The 22492-nt window shown below is 33.7% G+C and carries 23 protein-coding genes, 1 other RNA gene and 1 pseudogene; 14 read left to right on the top strand and 11 right to left on the bottom strand.

Going from position 1 to position 22492, the window contains the following annotated elements; genetic code table 11:
* Positions 1–16 precede the first annotated feature (16 nt).
* Positions 17–1228, bottom strand: coding sequence for an MFS transporter (locus OPR44_RS00930; protein WP_012481950.1), 1212 nt, complete (start codon positions 1226–1228; stop codon positions 17–19).
* Positions 1229–1433: 205 nt separating this feature from the next.
* Between OPR44_RS00930 and rsmH the strand changes: the two genes are divergently transcribed.
* Entirely contained in the window at positions 1434–2318 is an 885-nt protein-coding gene (gene rsmH / locus OPR44_RS00925) for a 16S rRNA (cytosine(1402)-N(4))-methyltransferase RsmH (protein WP_265015057.1), read from the top strand.
* A 319-nt stretch (positions 2319–2637) separates the two neighbouring features.
* Here rsmH and OPR44_RS00920 read toward each other — a convergent pair whose 3' ends face one another.
* On the bottom strand, positions 2638–2937 hold the full coding sequence (locus OPR44_RS00920) for an ETC complex I subunit (protein WP_264375063.1): 300 nt from the start codon (positions 2935–2937) through the stop codon (positions 2638–2640).
* 142 nt (positions 2938–3079) lie between these two features.
* Here OPR44_RS00920 and OPR44_RS00915 point away from each other — a divergent pair, with 142 nt between their 5' ends.
* Complete coding sequence (locus OPR44_RS00915; protein ID WP_264375064.1) at positions 3080–3691, top strand: 50S ribosomal protein L25/general stress protein Ctc; 612 nt, start codon at positions 3080–3082, stop codon at positions 3689–3691.
* The gene (gene pth / locus OPR44_RS00910; protein WP_265015056.1) at positions 3691–4254 is read left to right on the top strand and encodes an aminoacyl-tRNA hydrolase; all 564 of its coding nucleotides are present in this window, start codon (positions 3691–3693) and stop codon (positions 4252–4254) included. Before OPR44_RS00915 ends, pth begins: the two co-directional genes overlap by 1 nt.
* Before the next feature lie 32 nt (positions 4255–4286).
* Here pth and recA read toward each other — a convergent pair whose 3' ends face one another.
* Positions 4287–5354 (bottom strand): recombinase RecA, encoded by a 1068-nt coding sequence (recA, locus tag OPR44_RS00905; protein WP_265015055.1) that lies wholly within the window; start codon positions 5352–5354, stop codon positions 4287–4289.
* Positions 5355–5468: 114 nt separating this feature from the next.
* Between recA and truA the strand changes: the two genes are divergently transcribed.
* Complete coding sequence (gene truA, locus OPR44_RS00900; RefSeq protein WP_264336495.1) at positions 5469–6206, top strand: tRNA pseudouridine(38-40) synthase TruA; 738 nt, start codon at positions 5469–5471, stop codon at positions 6204–6206.
* A 1-nt stretch (position 6207) separates the two neighbouring features.
* On the opposite strand, the gene dnaN is transcribed toward truA, so the two are convergent.
* The 8 genes and pseudogenes from dnaN to OPR44_RS08825 form a co-directional block, all read right to left on the bottom strand.
* Positions 6208–7359, bottom strand: coding sequence for a DNA polymerase III subunit beta (gene dnaN, locus OPR44_RS00895; RefSeq protein WP_264377447.1), 1152 nt, complete (start codon positions 7357–7359; stop codon positions 6208–6210).
* A gap of 111 nt (positions 7360–7470) precedes the next feature.
* Positions 7471–7968: an invasion associated locus B family protein gene (locus OPR44_RS00890; protein ID WP_265015054.1), complete on the bottom strand. Its 498-nt coding sequence runs from the start codon at positions 7966–7968 to the stop codon at positions 7471–7473.
* Positions 7961–8854, bottom strand: a complete 894-nt coding sequence (locus OPR44_RS00885) for an RNA polymerase factor sigma-32 (protein WP_012481951.1) — start codon at positions 8852–8854, stop codon at positions 7961–7963. Before OPR44_RS00885 ends, OPR44_RS00890 begins: the two co-directional genes overlap by 8 nt.
* A gap of 291 nt (positions 8855–9145) precedes the next feature.
* Positions 9146–9829, bottom strand: coding sequence for a P44/Msp2 family outer membrane protein (locus OPR44_RS00880; RefSeq protein ID WP_264375068.1), 684 nt, complete (start codon positions 9827–9829; stop codon positions 9146–9148).
* Positions 9830–10165: 336 nt separating this feature from the next.
* Complete coding sequence (locus tag OPR44_RS00875) at positions 10166–10480, bottom strand: YbaB/EbfC family nucleoid-associated protein (protein WP_007302329.1); 315 nt, start codon at positions 10478–10480, stop codon at positions 10166–10168.
* 21 nt (positions 10481–10501) lie between these two features.
* The gene (gene dnaX / locus OPR44_RS00870) at positions 10502–12085 is read right to left on the bottom strand and encodes a DNA polymerase III subunit gamma/tau (RefSeq protein ID WP_265015053.1); all 1584 of its coding nucleotides are present in this window, start codon (positions 12083–12085) and stop codon (positions 10502–10504) included.
* Positions 12086–12107: 22 nt separating this feature from the next.
* An RNA gene (gene ffs / locus OPR44_RS00865) (signal recognition particle sRNA small type) lies at positions 12108–12197 on the bottom strand.
* A 187-nt stretch (positions 12198–12384) separates the two neighbouring features.
* Positions 12385–13293, bottom strand: a pseudogene (locus OPR44_RS08825) (transposase).
* 593 nt (positions 13294–13886) lie between these two features.
* Here OPR44_RS08825 and OPR44_RS00845 point away from each other — a divergent pair.
* The 10 genes from OPR44_RS00845 to OPR44_RS00800 all read left to right on the top strand — a co-directional run bounded on the left by OPR44_RS00845 (position 13887) and on the right by OPR44_RS00800 (position 22465).
* Positions 13887–14198 (top strand): hypothetical protein, encoded by a 312-nt coding sequence (locus OPR44_RS00845; protein WP_265015051.1) that lies wholly within the window; start codon positions 13887–13889, stop codon positions 14196–14198.
* Positions 14195–14440, top strand: coding sequence for a hypothetical protein (locus tag OPR44_RS00840; RefSeq protein ID WP_265015050.1), 246 nt, complete (start codon positions 14195–14197; stop codon positions 14438–14440). The genes OPR44_RS00845 and OPR44_RS00840 overlap by 4 nt, the downstream gene beginning before the upstream one ends.
* A gap of 8 nt (positions 14441–14448) precedes the next feature.
* Positions 14449–15279 (top strand): ankyrin repeat domain-containing protein, encoded by an 831-nt coding sequence (locus OPR44_RS00835; RefSeq protein ID WP_265015049.1) that lies wholly within the window; start codon positions 14449–14451, stop codon positions 15277–15279.
* Positions 15280–15406: 127 nt separating this feature from the next.
* Complete coding sequence (recR, locus tag OPR44_RS00830) at positions 15407–16012, top strand: recombination mediator RecR (protein WP_265015048.1); 606 nt, start codon at positions 15407–15409, stop codon at positions 16010–16012.
* A gap of 3 nt (positions 16013–16015) precedes the next feature.
* On the top strand, positions 16016–17218 hold the full coding sequence (locus tag OPR44_RS00825; protein ID WP_265015047.1) for a KAP family P-loop NTPase fold protein: 1203 nt from the start codon (positions 16016–16018) through the stop codon (positions 17216–17218).
* 150 nt (positions 17219–17368) lie between these two features.
* Positions 17369–19273, top strand: a complete 1905-nt coding sequence (gene htpG, locus OPR44_RS00820; RefSeq protein WP_265015046.1) for a molecular chaperone HtpG — start codon at positions 17369–17371, stop codon at positions 19271–19273.
* A 39-nt stretch (positions 19274–19312) separates the two neighbouring features.
* A complete protein-coding gene (locus tag OPR44_RS00815) occupies positions 19313–20224 on the top strand; it encodes a hypothetical protein (protein ID WP_265015045.1) in 912 nt (303 codons plus the stop codon).
* Between the two features lie 3 nt (positions 20225–20227).
* The gene (locus OPR44_RS00810; protein ID WP_265015044.1) at positions 20228–21262 is read left to right on the top strand and encodes an ankyrin repeat domain-containing protein; all 1035 of its coding nucleotides are present in this window, start codon (positions 20228–20230) and stop codon (positions 21260–21262) included.
* A 51-nt stretch (positions 21263–21313) separates the two neighbouring features.
* The gene (locus OPR44_RS00805) at positions 21314–21946 is read left to right on the top strand and encodes a hypothetical protein (protein ID WP_265015043.1); all 633 of its coding nucleotides are present in this window, start codon (positions 21314–21316) and stop codon (positions 21944–21946) included.
* A 48-nt stretch (positions 21947–21994) separates the two neighbouring features.
* The gene (locus OPR44_RS00800) at positions 21995–22465 is read left to right on the top strand and encodes a TomO hydrophobic C-terminal domain-containing protein (protein WP_265015042.1); all 471 of its coding nucleotides are present in this window, start codon (positions 21995–21997) and stop codon (positions 22463–22465) included.
* The last annotated feature ends 27 nt before the right edge of the window (positions 22466–22492 follow it).

Genomic DNA, 22492 nt, shown 5'->3' with positions numbered 1-22492 from the left:
TAGTTTTTGAAAAAATCTAACTCTTAACTTGTGATATAGCAACTAACCCAATTAGTGCACAGAAAATCATGTAAAAACTTGCTAAAGTTCCTTGTCCTGTAACTTTGATAATAGTTGTGCATATAAATGGTGCAAGACCACCAAAAAATCCCGAAGCTATATTTCTTGATAAACCAAATCCACTGTATCGTACCTTTATTGGGAATAATTCGCACATAAACGCGCTAACAGGACCAAGAGAAGCAGCTATTGGGATTATAAAAAGAACGTGCGCCATTATGGTGAGCAAATTATTACCACTTAGTATCATTGAAAAAACTGGATAACTTACTACTATAAAAGTCACAAATGCAAATTTCATGACTCTTTCTCTCCCTACCTTATCAGAAAGTATTGCAAATAGTATAGTCAATCCTCCAAGTGCAACCTGATTCAATATTTCTACTGCGTGATTAAAGTGAGTGTTTATTGTTGATGCAAGTAGATTAAAAAACACTAAATATATGTAAAGAGATGCATTCTCAACTATGTCAACTCCAATTGATATTAGAAAAGGTTTTTTATAGCCATTTAACAGTTCTTTTAACGGTAATTCATGTGGCTTTTCCTGCTTTTTATATTCTGGGCTTTCATCGAGTATATATCTCATATATATACTGATTAATCCTATTACAAAACTGAAAATAAAAGGCAATCTCCATCCCCAAGATTCAAAATCGGATACTTTTTTGCATATAAGCACCACTATAAGACTTAATATTGAGCCAAGAATTGCGCTCAATACTTCAATACTGCCAAAGAATCCTCTTTTATTTTTAGGAGCATGCTCTATTAAAAATGGGGCATTTCCTGCCTCTCCTCCAAGAGATATACCCTGCAATAATCTTAAACATACCACCAGTACTGATGCGAGTACCCCAATGTTCTGATACCCTGGAACAAATGCAATAAGTACGGTTGATAGAGTCATCAATATGATAGAGAGAAATAGAGCAATCCTTCTTCCATATTTATCTCCAATGTGGCCAAATATAGCAGCACCAATTGGTCTTATTAAGAAACCCACTGCAAACACTCCAAAAGCTTTAAGTATGCTGACTAATTTGTCGTCTGATGGAAAAAACACATCTCCGATTATGCTTATTAGATGGCTGAAAAGCATGTGATCATACCACAACAAAGTGTTACAAATTAAACTTGATAGTATTACTTTTGTTATTTGTTGCACGAAATCTTCCGTAATTTGTTTGATATTATAGTAATATTACTTACTTTTTCAAACGTGAATTATGTAAATGTTATATTAATAATATTATCTTATTAAATTTTTATATCGTTGATTATATTTAAATATTCTTATACTACACCTATATATTTCCATATATTTTTTGGCGAGAAAGTTATTTTAATTTAAGTGCACAAAGTCTCTTGATATGACACATATTCCAGTTTTGTTAAAAGAGATGCTACTGCAATTGTCACCACACAGTGGTGGTATATATGTGGATGCCACGTTTGGAGCTGGAGGATATAGCAAAGCAATATTGGAATCCGCTGATTGCAAAGTGTATGCAATTGATAGGGATGAAACAGTTACCAAATTTTATGATGATCTGAACGTTAAATACCCTGATAGAATAAATCTATTTATTGAGAAATTTAGTAATATTAAAAATTTATTAGATAGTAATAATATTAAAGGTATCAATGGAATAGTTTTCGACGTTGGAGTTTCATCTATGCAGCTTGATAATGGAGATAGAGGATTCTCATTTCTACGTGATGGCCCACTTAACATGAGCATGGATAACTATTCTCATATGAATGCTTCGACGTTTGTTAACGCTTTACGTGAAGAAGAGATTGCGAACACTATATATAATTATGGGGGTGAGCGTCATTCTCGTAAAATCGCAAGAGCGATAGTAAATGCGCGGAAGAAGAAAATTATCAAAACCACATTTGAACTTGCGGATATTGTACGTTCTGTAGTGTTTCGTGGAAAAAGCAAGATTGACCCTGCAACTAGAACATTTCAGGCAATCAGAATATGGGTAAATGATGAGCTAGGAGAGCTTAAAAAGGGTATTAAAGCTGCATCTGAGATTTTAAGTGAAAACGGCAAATTAATTGTAGTTACCTTTCATTCTCTAGAAGATCGTATAGTTAAAACCCTTTTTAAAGATTTGTGTGAACCAGGACCTACCAAGACATTCTCCCTTTTAAACAAAAAAGTGATTAAAGCAAGTGCGGAAGAAATAAATGCAAATCCGCGTGCGCGTTCAGCAAAATTAAGAGCTATACAGAGGTTGTCATGAGAACCTTCTGTATTATCTCAATAACTATGTTTTTATTATAGGGTTATTTAAGGTAAAATTACATGTCCACTCACTAAATAAATAGCTAACACAAATAAAACGTGAAATTAATTTAGTGCAAAGCAACATAAAAGTTCTTCAAGCAGAATGAAGTTATTTGAGTAATCCAAAAAAACTTGCAGTCTTACGGAGAAATACCTAAAAAATAACTCTTTGATACTAGCTAGCCAGGTTCGACTATCTAAATGACCTTAGTGTGTTAGCAAAATCATAGTAACGATTAGGTTTAGGTTTTTAGATAAACACACTACGATAAAACTTACTTTGATACGAAATTATTTGCATAAGATTTTGGCAGTCTTTTAACATCTTTTGGCATTTCAATTGTGTACTTTGTGTTGTGTTTCTTTGCGTAAGATATTGCTTTTTCAAGAGAATCAAACTTTAATACAATCTGTTTTTGGGGATCTTTTGAGCCAACCCATCCCATCAAAGGTTCAATATAGTAAGAACAAGGCTCAATTTTTAGGTACCAGAATTTTGTATTACCTAAGCCAGATTGTGTTGCAGTTTTTGTTGGCTTATAAATCTTAAAAACCACTTGATCGTTAATACCCATAGCTCTTACTACGTAATCTTAAGTATATATCTAAATAAATTTTTCCACAAAGAATTAGTGTGAAAGAATGAAGTTTGAAATAAATATTTTTATGTTATATTATTAAATTATATAAAAAGGATTAGCTGAATAGGAGTAATCGATGGCACAGCAAGAAATGGTAACAATTAATGCAGAGTTACGTGATGTAAAAAAAAAGAAAGCGATTCAGGCTCTGAGGGAGAAGGGAAGTATACCTGCAGTTATATATGGTAAAGGGCATGATAACGTAAATTTGACATTGTCTGCAAAGGAATTTACTAAACAATATAAATCAGGTGCTCTTTCTGCACATTTAATAGAACTAGATATTTCAGGGAAAAAAGAATATGCTCTTGTTCGTGATATTCAATGGCATGTAGTAAAGGATACTGTGCAACATGTTGATTTTCAGTTTGTTGATAAAGGTAGTGAAATTAAAATAGATATACCTTTATCATTCATCAATGAAAGTAAATCACCAGGAATCAAATTAGGTGGAGTGCTTAATGTTCTGTGTCGTTCTATTACTGTCAAATGCTCTCCTGAGAAAATACCTCAAGTCATAGAAATTGATTTGTCTGGCAAAATGATTGGTCAGTCTATACATATCAATGATGTAAAATTGCCAGAAGGTGTTAAATTTGTAGCTCATGAGGAAGAAAATTTCACCATTGTAACAATCTCTGCTGCCGATAGTGATGTTGAAGAGACTCAAACAAAAACAGAGGAGTAGTGCATTTAATAGCTGGGCTTGGTAATCCTGGTAGTCAATATGAGTTAACTCATCATAATATTGGTTTTATCGTTATTGACGCAATCTACAAATATTGGAATTTTCAGTCATTTTCTAAGAAAGCCGATTACTTGATAACCTCTGGCATAATTAACAATAATAAAGTTATGCTAATAAAGCCTTATTCGTTTATGAATAATTCAGGTATTCCTGTTGCAAAAATAAAAAATTTTTACAAATTATCGCTAGACAATATTGTTGTCATACATGATGATGCTGACTTAAAATTTGGAAGAATAAAAGTAAAAAAAGGTGGTAGTTCTGCTGGACACAATGGACTTAAGTCTATAGATAGCTTTATTGGTAACGATTATTGGCGTTTAAGATTTGGAGTAGGCAGGCCCGAAGGTCAGAAAAGCTTAGCAGATTATGTATTATCAAAATTTGAAAATTTTGATAACGCTATCCTCTTAGTGGAAAAAATAGCAAAGAATATACATCTAATGCTGCAAGGAGATAACGCAGCTTTCATCAACTCGGTTGAGAGTGAAACTTTAGTGTAGCAATTGAATACTGCCCAATACAAGCATCTAGATTAGAATACTGATTCTTCTAGAAGTTGTTCACGCTCCTCTTCTATTGCAATAGAGTTATCGTGATTTTTAAATAAATCTCTGATTTTTGTTTCTATTTCATTTGCAATTTCTTTATTCGCCTTGAGGTAGCTTTTTACATTTTCTCTTCCTTGCCCAAGACGCGTATTGTTATATGAATAATAAGCGCCTGCCTTTTCAAGGACACCAAGTTTTGCTCCTATATCTATTATTTCCCCAAGTTTTGATATGCCTTCATTATACATTATATCAAATTTTGCCTCTCTAAATGGAGGAGCGACTTTATTTTTTACAACTTTAACTCTCGTTTCATTACCCGTAATATTCTCTTTATCCTTTATCGCACCAACTTTTCTTATATCAAGTCTTATAGAAGTATAGAATTTTAACGCATTTCCACCAGTGGTAGTTTCAGGATTTCCATATACTACTTCTATTTTCATACGAATTTGGTTGATAAATATCAATATACAGTTTGCTTTTGAAACTACAGAAGTTAGTTTCCTGAGTCCATGGCTTAGAAGCCTTGCTTGCAATCCCATGTGCTGATCGCCCATATCCCCTTCAATTTCAGCTCTTGGAGTTAGTGCTGCAACAGAATCAATAACTATTACATCAACTGCACTAGAACACACTAAATACTCAACAATATGCAACGCCTGCTCTCCAGTGTCTGGTTGTGAAATTACCAAATCATCAGTTTTCACTCCAAGTTTACGAGCATATATAACATCCAGTGCGTGTTCCGCATCGATAAATGCACATAAACCTCCTTTTTTCTGTGCTTCAGCAATTACATGCAAAGCAAGGGTGGTTTTACCAGAACTCTCAGGGCCAAATATCTCAATTATACGTCCTTTTGGCAATCCCCCAACACCCAGAGCTGAATCAAGTGCAATCGACCCTGTAGATATCGTGTCTATTTTTTCTACAGGGTTTTGCTTTAGCTTCATTATTGCACCTTTACCGAATGCTTTTTCAATTTGACTTATTGCATTATCTAGTGCTTTTTGCTTATCATTATTTCTTTCTTCTGGATTATGTGCCATGGATCATTTATTAACTTGTATAGTCTCCATGGTAATTGAACGCAACCAATCTGCCAAGGGTTTTTTAATAACGAAGAACGTTAGTTACCTAAAATTAGATAGATAGACTTTGTAGTGCGATACAAAATAACGATAGAATACAATGGTAGTGGTTTCTCTGGCTGGCAAAAGCAACAACACTCTGCTAACTCAATTCAGGAAACCATAGAAAACGCTATATTTAATTTTAGTGGCGAGAGAGTCTCTTTGCATTGTGGTGGCAGAACTGACACAGGGGTTCATGCTTTAGGGCAAGTTGCTCATTTCAATATGGAAAGGCAATTTGAGCTTTACAGAATAAGAAATGGAATAAACTATCACTTAAAAGCTATTCCTATAGTTGTGCTTAGTGCAGAAGCCGTAGATGATGCATTTCATGCGCGATTTTCAGCAAAAAAAAGATATTATGAATATAGAATAATTAATCGCTACGCTCCTGCAGCTCTGGAAATCGGTTATGTGTGGCAAGTATTTAACCCACTTGACGTAAACATCATGCGTGAAGCTGCTAGACACCTGCTTGGAAAACATAATCTTTCAAGCTTCCGCTCAAAAGATTGTCAAGCTACAAATCCGGTCAGAACAATCGATGATATTGATATAGTACAAAATGGAAGTCACATATACATCAAAATATCTGCGATTTCCTTTTTGCATAACCAAGTGAGGATTATTGTTGGCACTTTAGTTGAATTTGGAAAAAATAGAACTAATCCACAAGAAATGTTAAATATATTAAGTCAATGCAAAAGAAACGCCGCTGGGGTCACTGCGCCGCCTCACGGCTTATACTTAGTAAAGATAGATTACTAGCTTAAGTCCTCATTGGCATTACTATATATAGTGCACTTGGATCATCTTCATCAGTGATAATTGTAGCGCTATTACCATCTGATAGGCTGACCTTACATTTGTTTTTTATACAAGATAAAGCATCAAGCAAATAACGAGAATTAAATCCTACTTCCATAAGAGCTCCATCGTAATCCACCTCTATAGACTCAGTTGCATCACTACACTCTTGAGAGTTTGAATGCAGAGTTAATAAATTCTTTTGCAATGAAAATTTAATGGATTTTATTTTATCGGACACAACAACAGAAACCCGATCTATAACGCTAGCAAGCTTACTACTCTCAACAATCATTTGTTTATCTTGAGACGTTGGAATGACAGCTTTGTAATCTGGAAAAGTCCCATCTATCAATTTTGATATTAGAATATACTCACCACATGTAAATTTGATTTTTCTATCTGAAAGTTTTATATTAATCTCATTACAATCACACAATACTTTCAATAATTCCATGATAGTTTTACGTGGAATGATCACCCCAAATTCGCCGTTGATATCTTCAGGTTTAGGCCTTTTTATACATGATAAACGGTGGCCATCAGTTGCAACGCAGTACAGAAATTGCTCATCTGTATGCAGATATATCCCGTTTAAATTATACCTTGTATCATCCAGCGACACAGCAAACTTCGTTTTAGTCAACAAGTCTACCAAATCTGCACTTAGTAGAGTGAAATCGTATTGATGATCACCTTCTTCAAGAACAGGGAAGTTATTTGAAACTACGTTCGGTAAAGAAAAATTTGCATTTCCACAGGATATCAATAATTTTCCTTGATTATTCATTTCGAAATTGACATCCAAATTAGTTGGCAATTTTTTCACTATGTCATGTAAAGTATGTGCTGAGATTTTCACTTCTCCTTCTGCTGATACATTTGCAGTAAGTGAGGCAAATATTGAAATGTCAAGATCAGTAGCCTTTAGTTTTATGCTGCCATGTTGTGCTTTGATATTTATACACGCTAAAACGTCTATCGCGTTGCGCCTTTCAACCACCCCGCTCACTCTGGATAGCGTATTTAAAAGACTTGCACGACTTACACTAAAACGCATTTGTTCACACACAGAACTTTGTTCTTTGATTCCTATATCTACAATTTTTGACATATTAATTCTCAAAAATATATTTTAAATGATATTCATATTCTATGTAAAGTGATATCCATATTTTTGTCTGAGAGACAAAACAGCCTATCTTATACTTTAGTGATCAATAATTTACTTTGTATGGCATAAGTCGTGCATTTTTTTGTAAGCTTTTTGAAACCCAAGCAAGGAATAAGTATCATCAACATTTGCTGTTTTTACTTTTCCATTAACTACCATTGATAATCCCTGCTTCATTTTTAGAATCAAATCTTGGTCCATTTTTGTATCATCTGTCCACGCAAGACTTCCCTGTATTATTGGCAATTGATATTTAATTTTTTTATCGATATTGAGAACTACAGGCTCATTATTATACTGAAAGCCAGAAGTGACGCTCACCTCATCTGCTTTTTTATCAACGTAACTGACCATTACATACGGCTTGCGATCGGCTGTATAATGTTCACTTTTTTTCTTAGGATGAGATACAATATAACACACTTTTTCACCATCTTCCAATGCAGTATAAACAAACCAGTCTTTATATTTTTCGCTCAGTTGTACATTACTAACCGATGCAAGAGTGTCTATTGAAAGAAATATTAGAAATACGAAAAGACTACGCATGTAAACCGAATTTCAAACTCTCTGATTTTATATGTTGTTTTACCTTACTCATCGCTTGCTCAGCCAGCTGTCTTATTCTTTCTCTTGAAACACAATATTTTTTGCTAAGCTCATCCAAAGTCTGAGTATTCTCAGACAAGTATCTGCTAATGAAAATGTCTCTTGATCTTTCATTAAGACTTGCTAATGCATTGCTTAAGATTGTTTCTTTTAATGCCTTTTCTTCATGATTCTGGTAAGCTACTTCTTGACTAACTAAATTACACGGAATCATATCTTGTAACTCCTTTTTAGAGTCATCACCTATTTTTATACAATTATTTAACGACTGATCCTTACAAGCCAGACGATAGCTCATCTGTACAACATCTTCTTCAGATACAGAAAGCTCATTTGATATTGCTTTTATTTCTTCTTTACTCAAAGTTTCTCTGTTTGTGTATTGTAAAATTCTTTTTTTTATTTTACGTAAACTAAAAAACAATCTCCTTTGTGCTTGCGTTGTACCTATCTTTACAAGTGACCAAGATTTTAATATAAAGTCTTTCATTGAAGCTTCAATCCACCATACTGCATAAGTTGAAAAACGAAATCCCAAGTCAGGATTGAACTTTTTCACTGCATGCATTAAACCCATATTTCCTTCCATGACCAGGTCCATCAACAATAGACCGTAATTCTTAAATTTCATTGCAATTTTTACTACCAAATTCAAATGGCTAGTAATCAACCTGTGAGCAGAAGAAATATCCTGGTATTCTTGCCAATTTTTTGCTAATCGCACTTCCTCTTCTTGGGAAAGCATAGGAAATTTTCGCACTTCAGCAATATATTGCATGAGATTAGTGCTACTATTAACACATAAATTTGCTACTGGGGTCAACATAATAACTTAAATTAAAACTCTATACATATAATATATTGATTTTCAGTGAAAAATTCAAGCTTTAATTAAAAAAGCACAATTTTACATCTAATTGAGATCTTAGTAGCAATACACTTCAGTATCAGCTACCTGATTAACATTGCTAGCGTGTAACGATAAAAACTACATTAAATAAATAATGTGTTATTCCAGTGCTCAAACACTGGAATTCACATTTCTTTTTTCTAGATCCCAGTGTCATGCTACTTGAATGACAAGAAAAACCCACTGGGATAATAAGACAAAGATAGACTAGAAATTAAACGCTACTCCAGCTTCTGCACCAACAGCGCTGTAAAGGACGTTGATCTCTTTAGTAGCTGATACTGTTTCTTTATTAAAACTAGCACCATAAGAACCAAAATAACGAGCTCCAGCATAAAGCTTGATTTCTGGGGTTACATCATAACTAACACCAGCTTTTGCTTGATAAGCAAAACCAAATCCTTTTTGATCTTTAACTGTATCAGCTTTTGAAGGATTGCTGATATATGCTGCACCAACACCAACACCAACGTATGGAGTGATAGGCATATCTTCAATCGCTATATCGTAATAAACGTTAACCAATCCTGAAAATGCTGTTAAACTGTCTGCAACATTTGTTTCAGAAGCATTTACTACAGCTGTATCTTTAGCCAATTGTGAGTAAAGCCCTTCAACATCAACTCTAATGTCATCCATTTTATAACCAAATGCACCACCACCAGCTATAAAAGATCTTGTTAAGGGACTATCCTTTTCTTTACCTGCTGCATTTTTAATACCATCAACTTTTGTATAAAAAGGTAAAATTTCACCGTTGTATTGCAAACGAACGTAGTAGCTAGTTTCTTCATCACTTATTGGACCAATAGGGTCTGATGAAAAAGCAGAGTTTGATAGGCTTAGCAACGTCACTAAAGCAGCTGCCGAAAAAAACTTTTTATAATGCATAATTGCCCTCGTTAAAAAAATTAAAATTCCACTTTAGCAGTCTAAATAATCACTAAAGTTAAGTCAAGTGCTAACTTAATAACACAAAACCTTCTGTATCTTAACTAACTTTTAGGAAAATACAAAGATTTTATTAATTAATAAATAGAGTTACTCTACTTTTTTTACTCTTGATCTTCTGACACCTATTTCACTAATGTCTTTTTATCTTCTGATCTGCATTCATCATTGTGAATTGCTGCATATTCATGCAGTAATATGAATGTACTTCATGGAAGTACTAGTATAAAAGGAAAACACTTAGTTACTGCATTAAGGCAAACTTCAGTAGTAAATTTAAAAAGGAAGTTTAAATCCAGGTGGTAACCCCATCATACCTGCAAGATCAGAGGTTGCATTTGCCATATCTTCTTCTGCTTTTTTAATGGCATCATTAAACGCTGCTGTCACTAAATCTTCTACTATATCTTTTTCTTCATTTCTCATAAGTTCTAAGTCTATATTTACCTTTTTAGCTTTATAGCCACCTATTTTTATAACTTCCACTAATATAGAAACTTTGCCACCACCAGAAATACCTTGAAACTCTTTTCCAATATATTTTTCTTGGGCTTCCGCAAGCTTTTTTTGCATTTCTTGCGCTTGCTTCATTATTTGACTGAAATCCACAACCTACTCCTTATTTTCTATATTAACTACCTTTGCACCTTTAAACGTATTTAATATATCCTTAACTACAGGTGCATAATTTAAATTGCTCACTTCCCTATTCATATAACTCGTATCAACTATAATAACCCACTCCTGATTAGTAGCTTGATTTAAGTAACTTTTTAAGTCATTACAAAAATTATTGTTCAAGTTAGATACAGCTTTTAATTTTAAATACCCAAATTTACAATCTATTAATTGTAGATTACTACACAGTTGTTTGTAAAGATAAATTTGGTTACTCCGCCTTAATAGTTGCAAAATCTTATCAAAATCGTAATTTTGTTGTTTATTTTTCACATGGATCCCAGTGTCGCGCACTGGGATGACAGAGTGGGGTTTTTCCACATATTTTTTTGGATCCGAGTAGTCAGCTACTTGGACGACAGAGGGGGAAGGTGCAACAGGTCTGCCCTGTCTATTTCCTTGCTCTACATTCTGTGAAAGAATTTTTTTGATCACCTGTTCCGGAGAAGGCAAATCAGAAAGATAACAAAGGCTAATTAATATCATTTCAGCGGCAATTTCATTGCATGTTGAAACCTTTATATCTTGAATACCCTTAAGCAGCACCTTCCACAATCTCGAAAAAAATATTAAAGACTTTTTTGCACTCAAATCTTTTACTCTGCTCTTCTCATATTCTGTATCAATCTCTTTTGTAATTAAAAAACGGCATATTAACTGGATTGTTTGCAGTAGATCTTCAAAAATATTGAGCGGATTTGCTGTTTTTACCACATTGTCGAATACTAACAAAGCCTTCTGTAAATCACTGTCTAATACTGCTTCCAGTAGATCAAATATAACGTTTCTATCTACTAGACCAAGTATGTCTGTAACACTTTGAGTGGATATTGTACCATCTTTGCTATATAGCACTGCTTGATTCATCAAAAATAAAGCGTTACGCATTGAATTGCTACAGTGGTGCGCAATTAATTCCGATGCTTCTTTTTCAATAAAATAATTTTCTTTTTGTGCAATATCATTTAAACGCTCCATTATCTTAGCTGAAGGAATGTTATGTAAGTCAAACCTTTGACAACGTGCAATAACAGTTATTGGTATCTTTTTTATTTCTGTAGTTGCTAGAATAAACTTTACGCTAGATGGTGGTTCTTCTAGAGTTTTAAGTAATGCATTAAATGCATTACTGGATAACATGTGTACTTCATCTATAATGTAAACTTTAAATTTAGAACTTATTGGTAAATAGCAAATATCTCCCAAGATCGCTCTAACATCCTCAACACTAGTGTGACTTGCCGCATCGATTTCAACTACATCTGGATGGCTTGAATTTTTTATTGCCAGACAACTTGTACATGATCCACAAGGTTCAAAAGTTGGCCCCAATGAGCAGTTCAAACATAAAGCTATTATTCTTGCAGTGGTGGTTTTACCAATTCCACTGCTACCAGAAAGCAGTATAGATTGTGGAATTTTGTTGAGAGTAAAAGCATTTTCTAGTATACGCACCAATATATCTTGACCTACTAAATCTTTAAAGCTACTAGGACGATATTTTAATGCTATGTTCATAGCCTAGAATAAAACAAATAGTATAAATAGGTATGCAACCCAAAAAGATTCTGATATGGTTGCTTCATTTCTGACCTGACCAAGTTACAGAATTTTTGCCTGCATACCTTATCAAAGGTTATACTTTTTTTTTTTTTTAGCAAGGTATATTCTATATTAGTCTTATAATTTATATGTTAGACCTTTTGCAACATTACTTTGGAGTAAACAGCTGTTACCTAAAATACTCTTCTTCTGTCATCCCAGTCTAGGATGGCTTTGTTGGATAGCACCTTAAGCAGTGATGGTTTACGACAAATTTATGTAATGATTTCAAATTTAGCCATACCAATACCAGTGAATTTGTTGAGCAAATAGCATTTAGTTCTTTTTCTCGATTTATCTCAGATTTATTCCTAAACAAACACTTGCTTCAACCTTGAGAAAAATCCTTCTATGTAAGATCTTTTTCCATAAATCGCTTCCTTTTTCCACTCTTTTACACCATCTTGTCCATATAATTTTATTAACCTGATAGCAGCATTTCTGTCAGACATATAATCTATTTTTGAATGTTCTGCTGCATCCTTTTTTGGTAGAACTTTTGTCTTTATATCGTATTTCTTACACAATTTATAAAGTTTTTGCCTATCGTATGCCCTATCTGCATATAATGCTTTTATTTTGTGCTGAAAATTAACTTCTTCAAGCAAATCGCAAGTGGTCAGAGTAGACGCCATTACTGTATCTTGCAGCTATAGCTTTTTTACTATTCACACTTAACATAACATGTAACTTTCTTACTTGCTCGTAGCTTCGGTACTTTCTATCTGCACTGTTTTCCTTACTGTGGCCAGGAGTGTTACTGTAAATTTGTGCTATCTATGATAATTTCAATATTTTCCATGTTGCTTTTATCAATCCTGCAATCATTTATCTTAATATTAAGTTTTTTTTGATGCTTGTGAATAGCTGCAAATTTTTTCCTATTTGTTGCAAATACCCTTTTATAAACCCGACTGTTTGTCTTAAGCCAATTCTAAAAAGATTAACGATTATATGCACCAAAATCACAACTTTATCACTATAAATATAGTTGCCGCCCTGCATTTTTGGACTATTTTCATACCAATTTTCGATAGCTTCATCGATGTAACGAAAAATATTCCCCCTTTTTTTAGGAATTTGTTATATTCGTTTTGGTTACTGACTTTCATTTTCTGTGGCATATTTTTTCTTCAACAGTTAAAAAGCCCACTGGGATCCAACCAAGTTACTTTACAACGTTTTTCGCACAAAAGGACTGGATTCTAGCGTCACGCGCTAGAATGACATCAACTTTTGAATTCCAGTTATGCAAGAAATCTATTCATTTGAAACTTGTTTGAGAAACGTAGCTATAAAAACCGCAGCTACCAGTTGGTTTTTATTAGCTAAAGTAAAGGTCAAATATCTGGAATTCTGGACATAAAATCCCCCTGTAAAAAAGATTAAAAAAAAATGCAGCGCACACATGACAGAAATTAAGTATACACTGAAGAATACATTTTTTCTGAGTTTAATAAAAAGGTCTGCAGACAAAGATAGATTTTTGAGCTCAATAAATATCTCTAATTGTAATTATAATTGGATTCAAAATACGCGGAAGTAATTTTTTTAGCTATAAAATAATTCTGTCTTGTAAAAGTTTAACAAGAGAACCAAAAAGTTAGTGTCATAAATATTTTTATCAAAAACTATTTTAAAAAATTTTAAATAGAGTTGAAAAATTTTAAAGATGAGATACCCTACCTGAAATGCAACCCCTGTAAAATAAAGAAATATGAAAGGTGAAATAAACACTGCAGCAAATTTTCAAGCAGAAGACCTTGAGTCTAAAAATGCTACAGATCTTGATTGTTTAGCTCACTCTCTAAATTCTTTGAATGCAAAGAGTGCTGAGATTAAAGATAAAAAGAACGATGTGCCTTTTTCCAGTAGAAGAAGCAGCTCGCATGTTTTAGAACTTTTTTCTAGTGAAAATGTTGAGATTAACATTCCAGATGAAACACCTTGTGCCACTCGGAGTGAATCAGGTATAGCTGAACTGTTTAGAGGTATAGCTGGGTTGTTTAAAGGCAGGGGGGTAGTATGAACATAAACCTTTATCAATCTAAAGTGAAACGTAGCTCTGCAATTGATTACAGTACTACAGAAAGTATAGGGTCACGGCTATTAAATATCTGTGAAGGAGAAGAAGAAGATATCTATTTTGACCAAGAGATTGATTCTCTATATAAAGAGGGCTGTTTGTATGATGCCTTATTGTTGCAAGATAAGAAAAATCAGGACACACCTTTACATTTGGCCATAAAAAAAATCGTGCTGATTTTGTAAAAAAGCTTTTGTCTATTCTTAAGGAACCATACTGTTCGAATGAGTTTTACAAGCACAAATATTTTGAACGTAAGCAAGAGAATAAAAAGCCGCTTTCTAAAGTTATTAATACTAAGAACAAAGACGAAAGAGATGTAATTACTCTGGCTATTGAAGGTAATAATTCAAAATGCGTTTCAGTTCTTTTCGACCACTTAACTCGTGAACATATTAATAGAAGGAAAGATGTTGAAAGTGAGTACACACCTCTACACGAAGCTGTGCTTCTTGGCAAGAATGAAGTAATCAAAGAGCTTCTAAAATCAAGAGATATAGATACTGAATTTATGGATAAGGAATCTTACAAAGCATATAATTATGCTAATAACAAAGAGGCAATAGAATTGTTTATTAAGCACTATAGTAGTAAAATTAGTGAGTTGCGTATAAAATTAGAAGATAATAATAAAAAACTAGCGCGAATTAAGTGCGTCCTAAACAAAACAAAACTTACTTGCGTATGCTTAGCAGCCTTCGGCTCTTGTTTTAGAATGTATAAAAATTCTCATGACATAATAAATGAAGAAGTGAGTGAAGATATGTTATATTATTCTCTTGAATTGCTCTCCAACACTACAGGTCTAATATTATTTTTTAATTATTTGATCGATACAATACTTTCCAAGTATGAAGAAAAAAATTCTAGTTTGAATAAAGAATCGGACAGTTATGTGGAAGAAAGAAATATGTTGAAAAATAAATTACGTCATTTTCAAAAAGGAAGTACCGTAGTAACTACGCAAATGTGTGAGATAATTTCAGTTATACCTGAATCAGAGTTAGGTTACAGTAGATTGTGATTACATTAATTTTTTCAAGACAGTTCTAAAAAAAAGTGGGAAATCTTTTTCATAGCCAATCAAACTAAGCTTTCTTTACGAAAGGTTTGATGTTATCATTTTATAAACTATATCCTGAATTTGTTAAATGAACATTAATATAAAGAATTTAGTTCATGCTTTTTCTAAATTGCCAAGTTTAGGTCCATCATCATCACGAAGGTTAGTTATACATTTGCTCCAGAACAAAGAGAGAGTCATGCTACCACTTGCATCTTTGATTAGAGAGCTAGCAGATCTTATAATAGAGTGTAAGATTTGTGGAAACCTAGATACTAAATCGCCGTGTTCTATTTGTACTAACCCAAAGCGTGACACCAAGTTAATGTGTGTAGTAGAAGAATTGGGTGATCTATGGGCACTTAAAAAAGGAAATATATATTCAGGTATGTATCATGTTTTGGGTGGCAGACTATCAGCAATAAATGGCATAGGTCCAAAAGAACTCAATCTTGATAGCATTCCTAAAAGAGTTACAGAATTTAAAATTGAAGAGGTCATTGTTGCAATCAATCCGACATTAGAAGGCCAAGTTACTGTACAATATATAATTGAATTGCTAAAGAATTTGAATGTAAAAATATCGCGCCTTGCTTGTGGTATACCGATAGGTGGAGAAATTGACTACCTAGATGAAGGGACGCTGAAGATAGCGCTGACGTCAAGACAAGAGTATGAGTTAAATATAAAGTAAGGTATGTGCTTAAAAAAACTTACATCCCTAATAACCTTCAGAAAAAAAGAAACGGAACATCTACCCAAGGTAACAACTTGGGAAGGTGATTGCTTAGGCTATAAGCAAGTTGCAAGTAGATTTAGTAATATAATTAAGACAATTGATCAGTCTTTTTCGATCGTATCCTTAGAAGGATATGATAAGTGGGGTAAGACATTTTTTTTGAAAGAATGGGTAAAGGATCTAGAGCAGCAAAATGAAATTGCAGCTTATTACAGCGCATGGGATATTAGTGCTCTAGATCAACCATTGCCTTCTTTTTTACATTTCCTGTTTGAGGATCTATTTGCATCATACGAAGTAAAAAGAAGTGTTATACAGCAATTTAAAAACATAAACCAAGAACTATTTTCTCTCAATACATTAGGAAAACTAATCAGTAAATCTCCACTCGCTATGCTTTCAGTATTTCTCGATGCTGCAAAAGAGGCTGATAAGAAAGACATAGGTTTTGTCTTGGGTGAATTAAATCTTCTCCAAAGGAGAAAAGAGAACATTAGAGATTTTAAAATACAACTAGCAGATGTGGTTAACAAAATCAAAAAAGGTAAAAACATTTATATAATGGTCGATAATCTTGATATATGCCGTCCTAAATTCATTGTCGATTTTTTAGAATCCATAAAGTACATGCTTGATGTTGAGGGACTGGTTTTCATTATCTCTGTTAGTCAAGATAAAAGTAACGTGCAAAGAGCAATCAGCACAATACTTGGACCAAATTTCAGCCTAAAATCTTTTACTGATCTCTCTTTGCATTTGCCAAAACAGCCAATAGAGAAATTTACAAGAAAGCTGTTTCAAAATATTGAATTGCCGAAAAAATCAAAGAGCTTAATTATAGATAGCTTTATATTTTATGCAGAAAGCTTCTCATTATCATTGCAGGCAATAGAATACTGCGTAAAGAAAATAAAGCTATGTTATACGAAAATTGATCCGAATTTATTTACATTTTTAGTAATACTACAGTCAGTAAACACTAATTTGTATGAGGAATTATATTCATCACCTCAAAAAGCACTGGAGAAGATTGAGAGCGCTTTGATTCTAAACGGTCAGGAAGAATGGGAAAAGCTTAAAACTTCTCTTGAGACTACTTTTAAAGAAAAAGAATCAAAGACTCACAAATCTTTGAAGCAAATAAGAGATATCTTATTCTAAGAATAAAGAGAATTGTGGAACAGAACCCTCTTCTTATCATTTTAGCTTGCATGACAAATTGGCTCACATAAATTTTAGCATATATGACCTTGAAAGATCGCTGTGCAATACTTAAATTATTAGAATAGCAGGCTAATAATGGAGCTCAAAATGCACAACATACAAGAAACTGAAAGTTTAAAATTTGACGCTGAAGTAGGCAAAGTACTAAATATAGTAATTCATTCACTTTATACTAATAAGGATATTTTCTTGCGTGAGTTAATATCAAATGCATCAGATGCATGTGATAAATTGCGCTATGAATCACAATTAAATGCTGATTTATTAGATTCAAGTGATGAGTTGAAGATTACTATTAGCTCCAATAAAGATAAGAATGAGCTGTATATAACCGACAATGGAATTGGCATGAACAGGCAAGATTTAATAGATAATCTTGGCACGATTGCAAGTTCTGGTACGCAAAAATTCTTGGATGCAATTAAGAATAATAAAGATTCGAGCCAAGCTGTAGAGCTGATTGGAAAGTTTGGTGTTGGTTTTTATTCAAGCTTCATGGTTGCTTCAGAAGTTATAGTAGAATCAAGGAAAGCCGGAGAAGAAGAGTCTTGGGTGTGGAAATCCAAAGGAGATGGAGAGTATTCAATCAGCAAATTAGATGGTCAAATCTCTCGTGGCACAAAAATTACGCTCATCATGCGTCCTGAAGAAAGCGAATTTTTAGACAAATTCCGTATTGAAAACATTGTTACTACTTACTCTGACCACATAAATTTTCCCGTTGAGTTTGTAAATGAAGAGGGAAAAAGTGAAAAATTAAACAGCAAAGCTTCAATTTGGACTAAGCCAAAAAATGACGTTACTCAAGAAGAGCACAACGACTTCTTCCGCGGTGTTGCGCATGTAGGTGGTGAGCCTTGGATGATACTGCATAATAAAAATGAAGGTGCAATAGAATATACGAATTTGCTTTATATTCCTTCTATCAAGCCTTATGATTTGTTTCATCCAGATAGACGCTGCTCTGTAAAGTTATATGTCAATAAAGTATTTATTACTGAAGATAATGTACAAATTATACCACAATACCTGCGTTTCTTGAAAGGTGTGGTTGATTCACCAGATTTGCCTCTTAACATCAGCAGAGAAACACTGCAGAATAATCGCGTTGTTGAGCAGATTAGGAAATCCCTAACTAAACGCGCGGTATCAGAGCTCGGCAAAAAAGCAAAAGATAATTTAGAGGAATACACAAAATTCTGGGGCAATTTTGGTGCGGTGTTAAAAGAAGGTCTTTGCGAAGCTATGCCAACTGATGAAAGAGAAGCATTGCTTTCCATTTGCAGATTTCATAGCACCAGTGATGATAAGCTAGTTAGTATTGATGATTATATAAGCAGAATGAAGCCTGAACAGGAACATATCTACTATCTCACAGGAAATAGTCTCGATTCAGTAAAAAACAGTCCACAACTTGAAGGATTCGTCAGCAAAGGATTGGAGGTGCTTCTATTTGTTGATCCAGTTGATGATTTCTGGACTAGCGTAATTCATGAATATAAAGATCAAAAATTTAAATCTGTAACTCGTGCTGATGTTGATTTAGAAAAATTCTCTTCAGAAGAAGGTAAGAAAGATGAAGAAAATAAATCAGATAAAAACAAAAGCGAAGAAAACGCGGATTCTATACTCGAATACTTCACCAAGGTTCTTGGAAGCTTAGTAAAAAGTGTAAAGATCTCTAAGAAATTAACCGATAGTCCTGTGTGTCTAGCAGTTGATGAAGGAACTATGGATCTCCGTATGGAGCGTTTTTTACGTGAACAGAAGCAGCTAAATTACCGCACGCCAAAAGTACTTGAAATTAACATTAAGCATCCTTTGATAAGAAACATAATGGAATCTCACGCTGAAAATGGTGAAAATCCAACACTTGGAGATATGATTTACTTATTGTTCTATCAAGCTTGTATAGTGGAAGGTGAAGAGATGGAAGACGTAAGTCTGTTTGCTAAAAGACTCAATAATTTGCTTGGCAAAATTTCTGTTTAATGCTATAGTTAACTTAGCTAATGGTCAGGGGGGTAAAACATGGGGTGGAATTTACTTGGTGGGCTCATGCCGCCAGCAGTAGATACTGCAGAAGAAAGGGAGCGTCGCCATTCCAGAGATTCAGGTGCTGAAGAAGAATTTGAAGTTTTAGAACAAGAAGAAATTAAGGAGCATCGTCATTCTGGAGATTCAGGCAATTGTTCAGAGGTTGAGGAAGGACAAAATACTAACAGAGCAATTGAATTGGAATTTCAGCTAACACAATCTTTGCTAAGTCAAGTAAAGGCAGGTGAGAATAATAGGAATGCAAATTCTGGCAAGCAAGCACAACTTGATTTGGAAAGAATGGATTTTGTAATTAATGGGCAAACAATAAGCAAAGCGTATGTTCACGAGTCATATTGCCAGCACAATCACTTAATTTCGAGTAAAAATGCAAATTACCGCCTATTTGCTAAGCAAGTTTTCACAGAAATGTTTAAATATGCTAAGGCAGAAACTCCAAATGACAATATATTAGAAGAGTTAATTACTAATTGCAATCAGGCTGGGTATGATGGCTCTTTGTTAATGCAGCTCTCTCCTATATTCTCTAAGCATAAACTAAGCTTGCCTCATGCCAACGATAGAAAGATAAGTATTGTATATAATAGCCAAGGTTCTCTCAATATTCAGTATTGTCCAAGTATGCCTGTTAGAGAACTTGATACGAATAAGGAAATATGCAGGGTTGATGCTATTTTAGAGTTCACCCTTAAGTTTCGAGATAGTAAGGTAGAGTATGAAAACGGCAAAGTAACACTTGCTATTCCTGAACAATTAGAGAATTACAAAGTTGATGGCAAAAGTTTGTTAGATGAAATAAATAGGCATTTCGAAGATGAGGATAATAGAATTACAGAGACTCTTGAGAAAAATATGAATGAAGGAACTAAGTCGTTTGCTGCTTAAGACTTGTCTATTACTGAGAGTTCATCTGATAGTAGTGAAGTAGCAAACAAAGTAGTTACTGATCCAGGCATTTTAGGTAATGTTGCGAATGTATTGGTAGGTGTTGCAGAAGTTACAGCAGTTGTAGCAACAGAGTTATTTTGGCCTCAAGATCAGGTTAATATAGAACCAAGGCATAATGAAGAAGAATTTACCATTACCCCTAAAAATTTAACCTTTGATGGATTAATAGACGTTATAAATAAAGCAAAAAATTATGGTGATTATGCAGATTTAGATAAAACTATAAATAATATAGAGGAAAGCGATAGATTTATTACTGATTTGAATTGTGGTAATTTGAAGGATTTTTGCTCTCAACAGCTTAATTTGACTGATCATACGCACAATGTGCTGTTGAATAATAGTTATGATGAAACAAATGGTTATTATAATCATTCAGTAAAAGAGCTTTCACTACTAGCCATTGCAGCTAATGATACGCTTGTGGAAAGATATGCAGAAACGCATAAAAGTATATTATTTACGCAAGATGAAGGGCTCGATAGGCTACTTATTGGTGTTGGTGGACAATGCTATATTAAGTTTTTATTAGAGCATTTGGATAAGCCGAATCATACTATGTTTTTGGATGGTATATGTAAAAAACTTGAAAGGGCATCTTTTGTTGGTAATCAAAAATGCGTAGAAGTGATACTAAATAGGTTTAAGAATACTGAGGCTGAAGGTAGAATTATTTTTTCATCTAAACTTTTGCACTATGCTATACACTTAGCTCCTAAAAGTAAAGCGGCAGAGGTAATTGTTAATCGTAAAGTTTTTGATATTAATAGTATAGATAATTCTGGAATTGCACCTTTGCATTATGCTGTAGCACATGATAATTTTAAACTAATAAGCTTACTTATTGAAAATGGTGCTAATGTTGATGTTCAAGATGAGAGGCATGGCAGAACAGCTTTACATTGGGCTGCTTACCATGATAAATTTGAAATAGTAAAATTACTTGTAAACAAGGGAGCTGATTGGAACATTTAAGATAGAGATGGCAAAACAGCTTTAGATCTGGTAGGAACGAAAAGTTTATATTTGGTAAGGGAAGAAAACAGGGAAAAATCTTCTAGTGAATCAAAAATCACAAAATTTCTTGAAGGTTTAGATGATAAAACACCTTTGCATTTAAATATTAAAAAAGATCCAGAATCCAAAAATATTGATAATCAACAGCCGCAAAGAAACATTGTTGATAAAGTAGAGAATATTATGAATAATGAAGAGGCTTCAATAGAAGAAGCTATAGGTAATAATTGTGAGGAGGGTAAAATGCCTAAAAATATAGAAGAAAAATTATCTAGTGCTGTCAGTAGCATTGATCTTGCTGATGTGATGGATTTATTAAGAAAAGTAGATGATAGTGTATATAAATCCACTTTACAGAAGCTCTTAGGTCAAGCAAATGACAAGATGACAAGTTTGGGAGAGGGTAATCAGAAAGAGGATCTTGCACAAATAATAGCATTTCTTAAAAACGAGTTCGAGCAATTATCAGCAGGCAATGATGTAGAAGCTACTGCAAGTAGCCAAGAAGCTCCTTTGGTAAAGTCTAAAGAAAGCTCACCATCACTGAGTTCTGAGGAGGATGATTTTTCTAACCTTGAAGGTAATAAAAGTGATTGCTCTGCCGGAACTTCCTCAGACTCTAATAGTAATTCTCCATTTTAAAAAATTAGTGAAGAAGGTCATGAAACAAGAATATCTGTAATTGACACAGTGGAAGCTGAAGCAACAGCTAATGGTACTGTTTCTAGTAATTCTGTTCCTTGTACTTTAAGAGAAGAATTAACAAGTGATGATGAAGATGAATTCCTTTCGATTGAAATTGAAGATGTTAATAATGATATTAACGTTAATCAACCTACTGAGCATGTAGAACAAGTTGCTAACGGAAATGGACAGCCAAAAACAGAATTGCCAAGAATTAATGAGCAAAGCAGCAAAAGTGGCCTCAAAAAAAATCCACAAAATACAAAGAAGTATGTTGTAGCTGCTTCTGCGCTTGCGATAGCCGGTATTGTTTCAGGGGTGGCTGTTGCAGTTTACTTGGAAATGTTAGCGGTAGGAATAGCAGTTGCAGCTTGTTGTCTTATTGCAGCTACAGTTACATACTGCTGTAGACCTAAAAGCTTAATTGAGAATGGTGAGCCTGCAGAGATTGTGTTCAAGGAAAGGTCTGTATACTAAATATAGTAGTCTATTATTTAATAATTT

It is taken from the genome of Wolbachia endosymbiont (group B) of Camptogramma bilineatum, assembly GCF_947251825.1.
GTDB lineage: Bacteria > Pseudomonadota > Alphaproteobacteria > Rickettsiales > Anaplasmataceae > Wolbachia.
The sequence above is the reverse complement of the archived record's forward strand: the minus strand, read 5'-3'. Positions and strand labels throughout refer to the sequence as shown.

Excerpts from the sequence above, each read along its gene's own strand:
- rsmH (WP_265015057.1), top strand. The coding sequence starts at position 1,434 with ATGACACATATTCCAGTTTTGTTAAAAGAGATGCTACTGCAATTGTCA.
- OPR44_RS00920 (WP_264375063.1), bottom strand. The coding sequence starts at position 2,937 with ATGGGTATTAACGATCAAGTGGTTTTTAAGATTTATAAGCCAACAAAA.
- OPR44_RS00915 (WP_264375064.1), top strand. The coding sequence starts at position 3,080 with ATGGCACAGCAAGAAATGGTAACAATTAATGCAGAGTTACGTGATGTA.
- recA (WP_265015055.1), bottom strand. The coding sequence starts at position 5,354 with ATGGCACATAATCCAGAAGAAAGAAATAATGATAAGCAAAAAGCACTA.
- dnaN (WP_264377447.1), bottom strand. The coding sequence starts at position 7,359 with ATGTCAAAAATTGTAGATATAGGAATCAAAGAACAAAGTTCTGTGTGT.
- OPR44_RS00890 (WP_265015054.1), bottom strand. The coding sequence starts at position 7,968 with ATGCGTAGTCTTTTCGTATTTCTAATATTTCTTTCAATAGACACTCTT.
- OPR44_RS00885 (WP_012481951.1), bottom strand. The coding sequence starts at position 8,854 with ATGTTGACCCCAGTAGCAAATTTATGTGTTAATAGTAGCACTAATCTC.
- OPR44_RS00880 (WP_264375068.1), bottom strand. The coding sequence starts at position 9,829 with ATGCATTATAAAAAGTTTTTTTCGGCAGCTGCTTTAGTGACGTTGCTA.
- OPR44_RS00875 (WP_007302329.1), bottom strand. The coding sequence starts at position 10,480 with ATGAAGCAAGCGCAAGAAATGCAAAAAAAGCTTGCGGAAGCCCAAGAA.
- dnaX (WP_265015053.1), bottom strand. The coding sequence starts at position 12,085 with ATGAACATAGCATTAAAATATCGTCCTAGTAGCTTTAAAGATTTAGTA.
- OPR44_RS00845 (WP_265015051.1), top strand. The coding sequence starts at position 13,887 with ATGAAAGGTGAAATAAACACTGCAGCAAATTTTCAAGCAGAAGACCTT.
- OPR44_RS00840 (WP_265015050.1), top strand. The coding sequence starts at position 14,195 with ATGAACATAAACCTTTATCAATCTAAAGTGAAACGTAGCTCTGCAATT.
- recR (WP_265015048.1), top strand. The coding sequence starts at position 15,407 with ATGAACATTAATATAAAGAATTTAGTTCATGCTTTTTCTAAATTGCCA.
- OPR44_RS00825 (WP_265015047.1), top strand. The coding sequence starts at position 16,016 with ATGTGCTTAAAAAAACTTACATCCCTAATAACCTTCAGAAAAAAAGAA.
- htpG (WP_265015046.1), top strand. The coding sequence starts at position 17,369 with ATGCACAACATACAAGAAACTGAAAGTTTAAAATTTGACGCTGAAGTA.
- OPR44_RS00815 (WP_265015045.1), top strand. The coding sequence starts at position 19,313 with ATGGGGTGGAATTTACTTGGTGGGCTCATGCCGCCAGCAGTAGATACT.